Source organism: Streptomyces sp. NPDC048441 (assembly GCF_043200235.1).
Classification (GTDB): domain Bacteria; phylum Actinomycetota; class Actinomycetes; order Streptomycetales; family Streptomycetaceae; genus Streptomyces.
On sequence record NZ_JBICXM010000013.1, the window covers coordinates 121,972 to 135,147 of the forward strand.

Below are 13,176 nucleotides of genomic sequence, written 5' to 3' on the forward strand. Positions count from 1 at the left end.
CCCCGCCCCCGGTCCTCACCGCACCGGGGCGAATGCGGGCAGCGTAAGGGCTGAGTGCGCCGGTCGTGCCGGCGCGGAGGGCATGGTGACGAGGCCACGCAGCATGGCGTTGCGTTGCTCCAAGGCCCGCACTGTGGTGGGGAAGAGAGTGGCTGCACCGTTATCGACCAGTGCCTGATTCATGGCCACGAACTCGCGAACATCGCGTTCGTAGGCGGCGAAGGCAGCAGTATGGTCCCGGTTCGTGGCCAGGGCGTTGGCGAGCATGTAGGCACCGGCCAGCGCAAGGCTTGAGCCTTGTCCGGTGAGGAACGAGGGCGCGTACGCGGCGTCCCCGACGAGCGCGACGCGGCCGCTGGACCAGTGGGGCATACGGATCTGACCGGCCGTGTCGAAGAACAGGTCATCCGCGTCGCGCATGGCGTCGACCATGCCAGGGACCTCCCAGCCCGCGCCTGCGAAGGCCGTGGCGACCAGGTCCCGCTGGGCGTCGGGGTTCCGCAGGGCGGCGGACGGCGGTTCCGGTTGGTGAAAGGTCAGGAAGGCGTGCAGTTCGTCGCTGTCCCCGACGGCGTAGAGAGCCGCCGCTTTTCCCGGGGTGTTCCACATCATGAGCTCGTGGGAGAGCGCGAAGGTGTTCGGCATGGTGAATATGGCGAAACCGTAGCCGAGGTGGCGGTGGAACTGTTCCTCGGGGCCGAACAGGGACTCCCGGGTATGTGAGTGCATACCGTCGGCGCCGACCACCAGGTCGTACGTGCGCTGTTTCCCACTGTGGAAAGTGACGTCGACCCCCTGTTCGGACTGGTAGAGGGTGTCGATGGAGTCGCCGAACAGGAATTCCACGTCGTCGCGAACTGTCGCGTAGAGCGCCGCGGCCAGATCCCCACGACGTACTTCCAGGTCCTGCCCCTCGACACTGCCGGCAACGGCGTGCGCGTCGACCGAGGCCACTTCACTGCCATCGGCATTGAGGAAAGTACAGCGTCGCGAGTTGATGTGCGCGTCCTGCAGTCGCGTCAGTATCCCCATCCGCCGGACCACCTCAATCGCGGTACCGCGGATGTCGATCGGATATCCACCGGCGCGCAGTGCGCCTGCCTTCTCCACCACTGTGACCGCGAATCCCGACCGGTGCAGCCAGTACGCCAGCGCGGGCCCGGAGATGCTGGCCCCGGAGATCAGGACTTTGCGCTCCGCGGTATTACTCACTTCGATCGACAGACCGTTATGCGTCATGCCTGGGCTCCTTCTTTGGTGATGCTGGTGCTTTTGGTGATACGGACAACGAGCAGTGACAGCGCGGCGACGAGGCCGGCGACGGCGAAACCTGTGGCGAAGGCCGATTCGGTCGCCAGGCCCGTCAGCGGGTCGGCCCCGGCGTCGAGGATCGCGCCGGCTGCCTGGGCGCCCAGGGCGACGCCGATCACGCGTGTCACCACGAGCAGGCTGGTGGCGATGCCGGTGTCCTTGGTCTCGATGCTGGTGGCGGTGCTGGTGAGCAACGCCGTGGTACCGACGCCCGCGGCGAACGCGGTCAGCACCTTCGCGAGGGCGAGCTGCCACTCCGCGCTGTGCAGCGATGCCAGGGCGATCATCGTGGCCGCCGTGACGACGCCGCCCACGATGACCATGGCACGCGGACCGAAACGCCGTGCCGCGATCCCGCCGACCGAATCGCTCACCGCCCCGGCTATGGCGCCGGGAAGCAGGAACAGTCCGATGTCGGTGGTGCTTGCTCCGAAGCCGTATCCGTCGGCCGGTGTCGCGAACAGCTGCGGGAGCAGGAAGAGCACCATCCCGGAGCTGGTGGTGATGATGAAAGTGAGCGCGCACGAATGCCACATCGCGGGCTTTGCCAGCATCCGCAAGTCGACCATCGGCGATGCTGCCCGGCGCTCGACGACAACCCATCCGGTCGCGAGGGCGGCCACGACCACCGCGAAGGCACCGATCGCGAGTGGCGGCAGACCGCCGTCCCTCGTCACCGTCACTAGCCCGAGCATGAACGCGAGCAAGGTGCCGCTCAGCAGAACCACGCCGGGCCAGTCGATCCTGTTGTCCGCTTGGATCGGCGGATCATGCGGCATCAGCCGCGTCACGACCAATGTCATCGCGATGATCGCGATCGTCGGCAGCGCGAACATCCAATGCCAGGACAGTCCTTCCGCGACCGGCCCGGCAAACAACATGCCCACCATGCTGCCGCCCGTGAACAACGCGACGACCACCCCGATCGCCACCTGCGACTCTCCCGCCGGGAGGTGTTTGCGCACCAGGATGAAGGAGAGGGGCAGCGCACCCACCATGACGCCCTGCAAGACCTGACCGACCAACAACACCGGCAGGTTCGGCGCCAGGCAGGCCAACAGACCACCGGCCGAGACCACAGCCATCAGCCGGACAAGCACCCGCTTTCCGCCGTAGCGGTCGCCGAGTTTGCCCGCGACGGGCGTCACGACCGCGCCGGTGATGAGCAAGGTATTGCCGATCAGCGCCCCTTCGGCCGGGCTGACCCCCAACTCACGTTGCAGCAGCGGCAGCGCAGGCTCCACCACTGACTGAAGGGCTCCGAGGGCGAGTGCCAAGATGCCGAGGGCACCGATTCCCAGTCTCCTGATGCGGACCGGGGAAACCACAGCTTCGGACATAGCCACTTGTTGATCGCTCCAGACGCCGCGAGGCAAGGGGAATGCGCGAGATCCGCGCGCCTCCCACACTTCCCTCCGGCGCCCCGCCGGGCATCGTTCCCCGCCGCCGTCTTCCCCTGGTGAACCCGGACCAGCCACTGATGTGTCCTGGTGCCCACGCACTAGGGCGGCTTGGGCCTCGTCAACCGTTCAAGCTGGTCCGTCCAAGAACGAGCACCGTCAGCGTGCCGCGGCGATCCTGATCCCGGCCACCGTGCCCTCGCCCCGCAGGGTCAGTGCCCCCGGGCCTTCGTGATGTGCGCAGTCGAGACGGCCGAGCGCGGTCTCCCGCCCGTCCGGTCCGCTGACGGTGATTCCCTCGGTGGCGGCCAGGACGAGGAGGGTCTCGCCCGCGGCGCACGCCAGCTCCGCCTCCCGTGCGGCGGTGACGGCGACGATCCGTACGTGTGCCGTCGCCCGGCCCCGGCGGGTCATCACATTCATGTCGCGCACCGCGCCCGCCTCAAGGCGGCAGTCCGTCGCCGCGTCGCCGGAGAAGGCGAAGGGGCTCAACGGCGCGACCGGCTGTGCGATCCCGTCCACGGTCAGCACCATGCCCTCGCCCTCGACCAGGGTGATCACGCGGTCGATCCCGGGAAAGGCGGAGAAGGCGCCTCCCGCGCCCACGTCCGCGATACTCACCCGCCAGTCGAAGCCGTCCGAGGGCTCCCCCGAAGCCAGGGGTGCCTGCACGGCGCCAGACGCGACCTCCCTGGTCATACCGCCGCCGTTCTTCCACGGCATGTTCCGGTATTCACTCCAGCGCAGAACGTCTCCGCTCACCTGGCGCCACCTTCTTCTTCCGTCGTCCACCCCAGGCACATGATCACCGAGACCGGAGCCAGCCTACGCGCCCACCAGGCGCGGAGAGGGCTGGTGGGTGACTATCCGGCCCGGTTCGCGTCCTGCCGGCTCTCCGCCGAAACCAAGGCCACGATCTGCGACCGGGAGGAGAATCCCAGCTTCGCCAAGATGTGCTCCACGTGCGCGTCCGCTGTCCTTTTGGAGATCACCAGCTGCTCGGCGATCGCCTTGTTCGTCATGCCCCTGGCGACGAGCTCGGCGACTTCACGTTCCCGCTGGGTGAGATCACTTGTTCCGCAGGACTCGGGTTGCGCGGGGATGCCGGGCAGCGTGTCACTGTGCGACAGGGCGAAGGCCACCAGTTGTTCGCGCGGCAGCCGGGCGCCCTGTCGGCGCAGCCGCTCCAGCCCCTCGCTGCCCAGCGCCTCCTCGGCGGCCCCGAGTGCCTGCGCGTGCAGTCGCGTCAGCATCGGATTGCCCAGCGCCCGCCGCCGGTCGAGCAGGTCGAACGGCGCGTCCACGCCACCGAAGATCAGGGCGGCGCGGTGGTGGAGTCCTTGGGCGACGGCCGTCCAGGCGACGGCGTCCAGCGTGATACCCAGGTTGAGCACGCCATCGCGGAGGTCGTGCAGCTCCACGGACCGGCGACCGGTCTGCTCGGCCGCGTCGATGTCCCCGGCGACCAGATGGGCGACCGTCATATAGCCGTAGGCACAACCCTGGATGTAACTCTCCTCGCTGTTCTCCTCGTTGCTGTTGTCCTCCTTGTCCTCCTTGTCGTTCTCACCTGCCAGCCGCATCACGTCGCTCAGGATGGCGATGCCCGCATCCGCCCGGCCGTCGAGCGCATGCACCATGCCAAGACGCATGGTCGCCAGAGCGACGTCCAAGTCCGTGCCGACCCTGCGCAGTTCGTCCAAGGCCGGGGCCAGCTCCGCCACCGCTTCGTCGCACTCGCCGAGAAACCCCGACGCCTGACCGGAACACATCTGGGCGAGGGCGATCAATCGCTGATCGGCGACTTGCTCGGCCTGCTCCCGCATCTCGCCCGCCAGCCGTTTCGCGGTGGACTGGTCGCCCTGCAGAGCGGTGAACATCGAGGCCCACTGCAAGGCCCTTACGCGCTCCGTGGACACCTCCGGCTGCTGGACCAGTGCCAGGTCCAACCAGTGACATGCCTCGGCGGGCTGCCCGCTGCACAGCCAGTACGGCCACATGGCGGCGGCCACCGGAAGGAGTTCACCGTCGGCGTGGGCGTACTCCAGAGCCGCGCGCAGATTTTCGCGTTCGGGCAGCAGTGCCTTGTGCAGGGGCGCCTGGTCGGAGCTGAAGAACCGTTCCTGAAAGTGCTGCAGCCGACTCCGGTAGTACGCGATCATGCGGTGCTTGACGGCGGCGGTCTCCTCGACCCTGTCCAGCCATTCGGCACCGAACTCGCGGATCGTGTCCAGAAGCTGATAGCTGTTGCCGTGCCGGAGCACCACCGACTTGTCGACCAGGCCGATCAGCGGGTCGACCACTGTTCCGGTAGGCAGTTGAAGGTCCGTGCATACGGCCTCCACCGCCGCGAGATCGAAGATGCCCGCGAAGACCGACAGCCGGGCCCACAGCAACCGCTCGGCGGGCGAGCACAGTTCATGGCTCCACCCGATGGTGTTACGCAGTGTCTGATGCCGCAGCAGCACTGCCTTCCGCCCGCCGTCGAGCAGGGCGAAGCTCTCGGTGAGCCGGGCGGCCAGTTGCTCGAGCGGCAGCGCACGTAGTCGTACGGCGGTCAGCTCGATGGCCAGCGGAATGCCGTCCAGGCGGCGGCACAGGGCGGAGGCGATCTCGCGCTCGCTGTCGGTGAGTTCGAGGCCGGGAACCGCCACCGCCGCACGCTGCTCGAACAATTCGAGTGCGTCACCCCCCTCGCCCTCTTCAGGCAGCCCCAGGGGCGCCACGGGCAGCACGTACTCACCCGGGACGTCGAGGGCCTGCCTGCTGGTGGCCAGGATCTTCAGTCGCGGCGCCTGCGACAGCAGCAGATTGGCCAGCAAGGCGCAGGCATCGACGAGATGTTCGCAGGTGTCCAGGATGATCAGCAGCTCACGGTCGGCTACGTACTCGATGACCTCGTCGATCCGTGACTTACCGGCCTGGGCAGGCAGCCCCAGCGCTTCTGCGACCACGCCCGGCAGCAGCTCGGGGCCCTTCAGTCCGGAGAGCTCGGCCAACCGCACGCCATCGGGGAACTCCGCAGCGGCTTCGCCGGCGGCCCGCAACGCGAGCCGGCTCTTGCCGACGCCGCCAGGGCCGACAAGCGTCAGCAGTCGGGCCTGCCCCAACAGCCGCTGCACCTCGGCCAGTTCACCGACGCGCCCGACAAAGCTGGTCAGTTCGGCCGGTAGCTGCCCGGGTCGCCGCCATGAGGAACCCAACTCCATATATATCCCCCGCATTTACGGTCCGTGCGCGCAACGCATCCGAGAGTAGCGCTCTGGCGGGGGCGGATGTGCCTCAACGATGGACTGTGCTGGGGTGATGACGCGGTAGTGACGCGAAGCTGTTAGCCATCTAACATCCGATGAGCCCGCCCTCATGGCTCCCTTGTGACCCGTAGGGCGTCTGATTGCGCTCGGAAGGTCGGATGTATCGGCAACGGTATTCGCGGAGGAGATTCGTGATGCGCAAGGTGCTCGGTGTCATGCTCGCGCTACTGCTCGCCGCCGGAGCGGTAGGGGTGGCAAACCCTCCCGCAGCGGTCGCCACCCAGGCGGACCGCACGACCGGCCCACGAACACAAGGCATTCCCGGTGAGATCGAGCCAAGCGGCGACAAGGATCTCGCGGCCTGGCAGAAGCTCCAGTTCGGGATGTTCATCCACTGGGGTCTTTTCTCCGAACTCGGAGGCGTGTGGAAGGGCAAGCCGGTCACCAAGGGGTACAGCGAGCAGATTCAGATGTGGGCCGACATCTCCGAGCGGGAGTATCTCGAGGTGGCCGAGCGCTTCCGGCCCGACCGGTTCGACCCAGCCGAGATCTGTTCGCTCGCGAAGCGGGCGGGGATGCGTTACGTCGTCATCACCAGCAAGCATCACGACGGCTTCTCCATGTTCGACACCGCCACGACCGGCTACGACGTCGTCGACGCGACCCCGTACGGCAAGGATCCGTTGAAGGCGCTGGCGGACGAATGCCGCAGCCAGGGGCTGAAGTTCGGCTTCTACTTCTCACTCGTCGACTGGCACCAGGGCCATGACTTCGACGGCAACAACAACAATCCGATCCCCGCATCGATGGAACCGGTGATCGAAGAGCAGCTCCGTGAGCTGATGACTCGTTACGGGGACATCTCCGAGGTGTGGTTCGACATGTCGTCGCCCACCGCCGCTCAGAGCGAGAAGTTCGCCGACATCGTCCACGAGCATCAGCCGAAGGCGGCGATCAACAGCCGGGTGTGGAACAACAAGGGCGACTTCCGCACACTCGGCGACAACGAGATTCCCTCGGTGGCACTCGACGGCGCCTGGCAGACACCCGCGTCGATCTACCACGAGACCTGGGGCTACCGCAGCTGGCAGAAGCGCGACGACCTGCCCGGCAAGATCAGGGACCTCGTCGGCGGGCTGACCGGCGTGCGCGCCCGCGGCGGCAACTACCTGCTCAACATCGGCCCGCGGGGCGACGGTTCGGTCGTGGGGTTCGAGGCCGATGTCCTGCGTGGCATCGGCGACTGGCTCGGCCGCCATCCCGACGCCGTACTCGGCGCATCGGCCACCCGGTTCGGCGGCCTGCCGTGGGGCGAGGTCACCGTCAACGACCGCGACCTGTTCCTGCACGTCACCCGGTGGCCCAAGTCCGGTGAGCTCCGCCTTCCCGGCCTGGCCACATCCGTGCGGGACGTTCGGGAGGACGGCTCGGCGGACCGGCTCGCCTGGCACCGGGACGGGGACGACCTCGTCGTCACCCTGCCCGACCGGCCGCGCGACAAGGTGGTTCCCGTGGTGAAGGCCGAGCTCGGAGGAAAGCTCCGGATCATCCCGGCGAAGACAGTCCCTCTCGGTGACGACGGCAAGGCGACCGTCCTGGAATCCACCGACTTCGAGCACGGCTACAGCTACGCCGACAGTGGCAGCTACTACAGCACCCACCGGACCACGGTGCGGCACAGCGCCTACATCACGGCCGACCGCGCGGAGAGGGTGTCGATGACGGTACGAGGTGAAGCCCGCCCCGACGCGCTCTACCGGCTTCAGGTCGGGCGGCACTCCCGGCTGGTAAGGGGCGCGGACCTGACCCGCGGTGACATCGGCCCGTTCTCCGTACGGGGCAGGCAGGTGACCCCTGTGACCATCAAGCTCGCGGCGCCGGAGCACGCGGGTGAGGAGCTCGGCCTGCGTATCGACTCGTTGCTGATCGTGCCTGTCGGCAGCGACTGACCGTGAGTACGCAGTCCGTAGTCGGGCCGATGAATCCATGGATCCGCGAATCCATGGATCCGTGGGTCCATGGATTCGTAGCGTGATATTCCTTGACGCGAATATTCGCCACCACGAATACGTGTCCCCATGGACGCACTCCTCGCAGCGCTGGCCGACCCGGCCCGATGGCGGCTCGTGAGCCTGCTGGCCGAGCGGCCCCGCTCGGTCGGCGTACTCGCCCAGCTCGCCGATGCGCGCCAGCCGCAGACGACCAAGCACCTGCAGACCCTTGAGCGCGCAGGCATCGTCATCTCCCAGCGCACCGGCCAGCGTCGCGTCTACGCTCTGCGGCCCGCCCCCCTGCGGGACGTGGCGGCCGCGCTCAGCCTGCTCGCGGACACCGCGGACCACACCGATGGCCCGCGCGCGACCTTCGACCACTATGGGCTCACCTCCAGGCCGAGCGGCTCGCCGCCGAGGAGCCGGGGTGGGCCGACGGCCGCTCGTTCCGATTCCTCCGGGCGCTGAAGGGGCGCCCAGGGCTGGTCTGGAGTCACCTGACCCAGGCTTCTCTGCTCGCCCGGTGGTGGACGCCCGACGACCTCCGCGTCTCGGAGCTCCTCTTCGAGGCGCGACCGGGCGGGCGGATCGTCCATGAGTACCGCGATGCCGATGACGCCGACGGATCCGACCTGGTCGCAGGGCGTGCGGAGGGGGTCGTCGACGACGTACGCCCGGGTGAGCACCTCACCTACCGGCTCTCCCCGCTGCTTCCCGACGGCAGCCTCGCTTTCACCGCCCACGTGGACCTCGGCCTCCGGCCCACGGACACCGGCACGGACCTCGATGTCCACTGGCGGATCACCGACAGCACGGTCGACTCCGCGGACTTCATCGCAGGCATCGAGATCGGCTTCGGTCAGAGCCTCGACAAGCTCGCGGCGGCCCTCGCGGCGAAGGCGCATGACACCGACAGCACCGACACGAGGAGCACGAAATGACAGAGCGGACCGGTGGCCGCAAGGTCGTCACCAACATGAGCCTCTCCCTCGACGGTCACTACGCAGGACCGCGCGACCCTCAGGACATGAGTTGGGTGATGCCGTACGCCCACACCGACGTGGTCCGCGATCACCTGGCCGGCCTCTGGGAGCCGGCGACGACGGCCCTGCTCGGGCGCGTCAACGCCGAGGGGTTTCTCGGCTTCTGGCCCACCGTGATCGGCATGGAGGGTGCCGACCCGCGCGACGAGGCCTTCGCGAAGTGGCTCGTCGACACCGACAAGGTGGTTCTCTCCTCCACGCTCGGTGAGGCGCCGTGGGAGCGGTCGACGATCGTCGACAAGCCGACCGCAGAGGTGGTCGCTGACCTCAAGGCGACCGAGGGCGGAGACATTCTCGTGCTCTCCAGCGCGAGCGTCATCAAGGCACTGCTGGCGGCCGACGCGGTCGACCGTCTGGCGATCACGATCTTCCCGGTCTTCCTCGGCGGCGGACCGCGCCTCTTCGACGACGGCCTGCCCGCGGGGAAGTGGGCGCTCGTCAGCCAGGCCGCGGGCGAGCACGGCACGTTGGCTCTTGTCTACGACCGCATCCGCTGAGCCCCGCCACCCCCAAATGCGCTTGCCCGCCACGTCGGCACCGCACTAGCGTTGCCGACGTGGATCTCTTCTCCCGCTCCTGGACGGCGTTGCGCACGGCGGTCGCCGAGCTCTCGGACGAGGACTTCGCACGGCCGTCCGGTTGTGCCGGCTGGCTCGTGCGGGACCTGGTGTGTCATCTGATCGTCGACGCTCAGGACGTCCTGATCACCCTCGTGACCCCCACCGAAACACCGCCGACCCACGACGCGATCACCTACTGGGACGTCGCCGAAACACCGCCGACCGGCGACGATCCGCTCGACGCGCTGACCGTGAGGCTGGCAGCCGCGTACGAGGAGACGTGGCTGCTCACATTCCACCTGGACGATGTCGGTTCCGCCGCCGGCCGTGCCGCCGGACTTGCCGATCCGGGCCTCCCGGTCGCCACCCAGGACATGGTCCTCACCGCGGGCGACTTCCTTTCCGCGTACGTCCTTGAATGGACGCTGCACCACCTCGACCTGGTCGCCCACCTCCCGAACGCTCCACAGCCGCCCACGGAGGGGCTCGTCCGGTCCCGCGAGATGCTGGAGAAGATCGCCCAGGTCGCGTTCCCCGCGTCGTTCTCCGACAAGGACGTGTTGTTGGTCGGGACCGGACGGCGTGCGCCGACGGACGCGGAGAATGCGGAGCTGGGCGAGTTGGCGGCGCAACTCCCGTTCGTCATCGGCTGATTGCTGATCGCTCGAAGCGCGGCTGCGCGATGTTTCGAACATCCGTCTTCGGGCAAAAGCCCGAAGATCTTCGAGGAGGGGACACGATGATTGGACAGGGTGGCCAGAACGGCCAGTGGGTGCGAACCCGCACGGATGCCGACGCCAAGGCTTTCCTTCAAGAGAAGCAGGCGGAGCAGGAACGTTCCGCGACGACCAGTGTCGGGGCCGTAGTACTGGCCGGACTCGTGCTGGCCCTCTTCGTCGGCTGGGCCTTGTACGCGGTCCTTCGTTAGCGCCAAAACCTTCGTCAGCGTCGAAAACCGAAGGGCCAGGACGCGATGTCGCGATAGCGGATCGGCCCCGGACCGCGGCCGATGTTGCTGGCGACCAGGTGCAGACGCTCGGCCTGCCACGGGCGACCGGTGAACCCGGCGAGTCCGGCAGCGGCTTCCGCCGCGCATGAGGGGGTGTCCCGGCGGGCGCGGGCCAGTGTCAGATGCGGCCGCCACGGCCGGTCCGCGAGCGGGACACCGCACTCCCTGACCACGGAACGCACCTCGGTGGCGAGCAGCCGCAACTCCTCGAGGTCCCCGTCGATCCCGCTCCACAGCACACGCTCGTCGAAATGCCCACCACCGCGCAGCGCCAGCGTGAGGGGCCGGTCGGCGGCCGCGAGGTCCGCGAGCGGTGGACGCAGGAGCGGAATCACCGTGATGGGGACCTCGCCGAGGAACGCCAGGGTGATGTGCCAGTCCTCGATGCGGTTCCAGCGCATACGCGGATGTGCCTGGTAGGCGGGGTGAAGCTCCCGCGCCAGTTCTTGCTTGGCGTCGTCGGGCGGGGCGACAGCGATGAATACACGAACGGTCACGGGCTGAATCTGTTCGTTCACAGAAGACTTCGTACCTCATCCAGATGATGCGAAAGACGTCAGCCCCGTACCTGACGGCACTCCCTCCGCGCTCTATTCCCGCGTGCTCTTCACTCGTGCCCCGCACCCGCCAAACCCCGCTGTGACTGTGAGCCCACCCATAGGAGCCATGTCACATGCTAACGACGGTAGTAGTGCCACCGGGGCGCCCGCTGAGGGCTGTGCGTCTCTTGGGGGCCCTCTTAGAGGCCGCCTGACCAGGGCGTCTGCGTACCCGGGTAGTACGTCACACCTTTGCGTCCCTCTCCATGCACCGCTAACCCTTGCTGAAGTTCCGGGGAGCCGGACACCGAACCGGGCGGATTCGCCCGATTCGCGCCAGCCCCCCCCACACACACCTCGTATCGCATGGGAGAACAGCCCCGCATGGCCATTACGCAGACGCAGCCCCAGACCCGCACCGGACGCACCGCCCGGATCCGCAAGATCTCCATCGCCGGTCTGGCCACCGCCGGTGCCGCCGCCGCGGCCCTCACGCTGGTGCCCTCGACCGCCCACGCCGCCGAGCCTGCCGCGGCGAGCGCCCCGGCGGCCAAGACCGCCGCCGCGGCCGACAAGAAGTACTCCGACAACCTCGACGGCTGGATCAAGCAGTCCCTCGACATCATGAAGGACAAGGGCATCCCCGGTAGCTACGAGGGGCTGCACCGCAACATCATGCGCGAGTCCGCCGGTAACCCGAACGCCCAGAACGGCTGGGACGTCAACGCGCAGGCCGGCACCCCCTCCAAGGGGCTGCTCCAGGTCATCCAGCCGACCTTCGACGCCTACCACGTGGCCGGCACCCCCCATAACCTGACCGACCCGGTCGCCAACATCACCGCGGCTGCCAACTACGCCGCCGACAAGTACGGCTCCATCGACAACGTCGACTCCGCCTACTGAGCAACCCGGTCAACGAAGAAGGGCAGCACATGCCGCACGAGAGCGGGAACGAGCAGCAGCCGCACCTGGCCGCCGGCCCCGCAGCGCCCGACTACGGGCCCGCGCGGGTACGAGGCTCCCGGCGCAAGCCACGCAAGAAGACCCTGCGGTACGCCGCATTGGGCGCCCTGGGGCTTGTCCTGATCGGCGGTGGGGGAGCGGCCTATGCCTGGCAGCACCTCAACGGCAACATCCAGGGCACGGACATGAACGCCGTCCTCGGGCACGACCGCCCCGGCGAGCAGCAGAACGGCTCGATGAACATCCTCCTGCTCGGATCGGACTCCCGAGCGGGAACCCACGGTCAGTACGGCAGTGGCATCAGCGGAGCCCGCGCCGACACGGCGATGGTGCTGCACGTCGACAAGACACACAAGAAGGCTTCCGTCGTCAGCATTCCGCGCGACACCATGGTCGAGCGGCCCCAGTGCGCGAAGCCGCACGGCGGCACGGCGGCCGGCGCGCAGCAGGCGATGTTCAACTCGTCCTACCAAGTGGGCGGACCCGCATGCACCGTGAAGACGGTCGAGAAGATGTCGGGCGTCCGCATGGACCACTACCTCGAAGTCGACTTCAAGGGATTCCAGAAGCTCATCGACGAGCTCGGCGGCGTGGACATCACCACCCACAAGGCCATCAACGACGCCAACAGCGGACTCTCCCTGAACGCCGGGAAGCACACGCTGAAGGGCAAGCAGGCACTGGAGCTCGTCCGCACCAGGCACGGCGTGGGTGACGGGAGCGACCTCGGTCGCATCCAGCTCCAGCAGGCGTTCATCAAGGCGCTGATCCACCGCGCGGACACCGTCGATCCGCTCAGCAGCCCGGCCAAGTCCTACAGCTTGGCGGACACCGCGACCAAGACCATCAGCGCCGACTCCGGCCTGGCGTCCGCGGACAAGCTCCTCGGTCTGGCCAAGGACCTGAAGGGCATAAGCCCCGACCGCACGAACATGGTGACGATGCCGGTCACCTACGACGCCCAGGACTCGGGACGGGTCCTGCCGCTCGACAAGGCGTCGCACCGGGTCTGGAGCGCTCTGCGCCACGACCAGCCCATCCCGAAGTCCGCGACCCGGGATTCGGTGGGTGACAGGACCGACTCGCCGGTGTCGGCGGGCACCTGA

General features: G+C 67.9%; 11 protein-coding genes and 1 pseudogene. 7 read left to right on the plus strand and 5 right to left on the minus strand.

Annotated elements, in window-relative coordinates; genetic code table 11:
• Window positions 1–15 precede the first annotated feature (15 nt).
• From ACGFSB_RS28790 to ACGFSB_RS28805, 4 genes are all read right to left on the minus strand, one after another.
• Window positions 16–1,239 (minus strand): FAD-dependent monooxygenase, encoded by a 1,224-nt coding sequence (locus ACGFSB_RS28790; protein WP_393405203.1) that lies wholly within the window; start codon window positions 1,237–1,239, stop codon window positions 16–18.
• Window positions 1,236–2,651 carry an MFS transporter gene (locus tag ACGFSB_RS28795; RefSeq protein WP_393405205.1) on the minus strand — a complete coding sequence of 472 codons (1,416 nt, stop codon included), beginning with the start codon at window positions 2,649–2,651 and terminating at the stop codon, window positions 1,236–1,238. Before ACGFSB_RS28795 ends, ACGFSB_RS28790 begins: the two co-directional genes overlap by 4 nt.
• A gap of 219 nt (window positions 2,652–2,870) precedes the next feature.
• Window positions 2,871–3,473: a HutD family protein gene (locus ACGFSB_RS28800; protein ID WP_393405208.1), complete on the minus strand. Its 603-nt coding sequence runs from the start codon at window positions 3,471–3,473 to the stop codon at window positions 2,871–2,873.
• 101 nt (window positions 3,474–3,574) lie between these two features.
• Complete coding sequence (locus ACGFSB_RS28805; RefSeq protein ID WP_393405211.1) at window positions 3,575–5,935, minus strand: ATP-binding protein; 2,361 nt, start codon at window positions 5,933–5,935, stop codon at window positions 3,575–3,577.
• A gap of 224 nt (window positions 5,936–6,159) precedes the next feature.
• On the opposite strand from ACGFSB_RS28805, the gene ACGFSB_RS28810 reads away from it, so the two are divergent.
• The 5 genes and pseudogenes from ACGFSB_RS28810 to ACGFSB_RS28830 all read left to right on the plus strand — a co-directional run bounded on the left by ACGFSB_RS28810 (window position 6,160) and on the right by ACGFSB_RS28830 (window position 10,487).
• Window positions 6,160–7,914 (plus strand): alpha-L-fucosidase, encoded by a 1,755-nt coding sequence (locus tag ACGFSB_RS28810; RefSeq protein WP_393405213.1) that lies wholly within the window; start codon window positions 6,160–6,162, stop codon window positions 7,912–7,914.
• 129 nt (window positions 7,915–8,043) lie between these two features.
• Window positions 8,044–8,897 (plus strand): annotated as a pseudogene (locus ACGFSB_RS28815) (metalloregulator ArsR/SmtB family transcription factor).
• Complete coding sequence (locus tag ACGFSB_RS28820) at window positions 8,894–9,496, plus strand: dihydrofolate reductase family protein (RefSeq protein WP_393405216.1); 603 nt, start codon at window positions 8,894–8,896, stop codon at window positions 9,494–9,496. The pseudogene ACGFSB_RS28815 and the gene ACGFSB_RS28820 overlap by 4 nt, the downstream one beginning before the upstream one ends.
• A 59-nt stretch (window positions 9,497–9,555) precedes the next feature.
• Window positions 9,556–10,212 (plus strand): maleylpyruvate isomerase N-terminal domain-containing protein, encoded by a 657-nt coding sequence (locus tag ACGFSB_RS28825; protein ID WP_393405219.1) that lies wholly within the window; start codon window positions 9,556–9,558, stop codon window positions 10,210–10,212.
• A gap of 86 nt (window positions 10,213–10,298) precedes the next feature.
• Window positions 10,299–10,487 carry a hypothetical protein gene (locus ACGFSB_RS28830; RefSeq protein ID WP_393405222.1) on the plus strand — a complete coding sequence of 63 codons (189 nt, stop codon included), beginning with the start codon at window positions 10,299–10,301 and terminating at the stop codon, window positions 10,485–10,487.
• Window positions 10,488–10,501: 14 nt separating this feature from the next.
• Here ACGFSB_RS28830 and thpR read toward each other — a convergent pair whose 3' ends face one another.
• Window positions 10,502–11,086, minus strand: a complete 585-nt coding sequence (gene thpR / locus ACGFSB_RS28835) for an RNA 2',3'-cyclic phosphodiesterase (RefSeq protein WP_393405225.1) — start codon at window positions 11,084–11,086, stop codon at window positions 10,502–10,504.
• A gap of 405 nt (window positions 11,087–11,491) precedes the next feature.
• On the opposite strand from thpR, the gene ACGFSB_RS28840 reads away from it, so the two are divergent.
• Both ACGFSB_RS28840 and ACGFSB_RS28845 read left to right on the plus strand, forming a co-directional pair.
• Complete coding sequence (locus ACGFSB_RS28840) at window positions 11,492–12,010, plus strand: transglycosylase SLT domain-containing protein (protein WP_393405228.1); 519 nt, start codon at window positions 11,492–11,494, stop codon at window positions 12,008–12,010.
• Between the two features lie 29 nt (window positions 12,011–12,039).
• Window positions 12,040–13,176: an LCP family protein gene (locus ACGFSB_RS28845; RefSeq protein ID WP_393405231.1), complete on the plus strand. Its 1,137-nt coding sequence runs from the start codon at window positions 12,040–12,042 to the stop codon at window positions 13,174–13,176.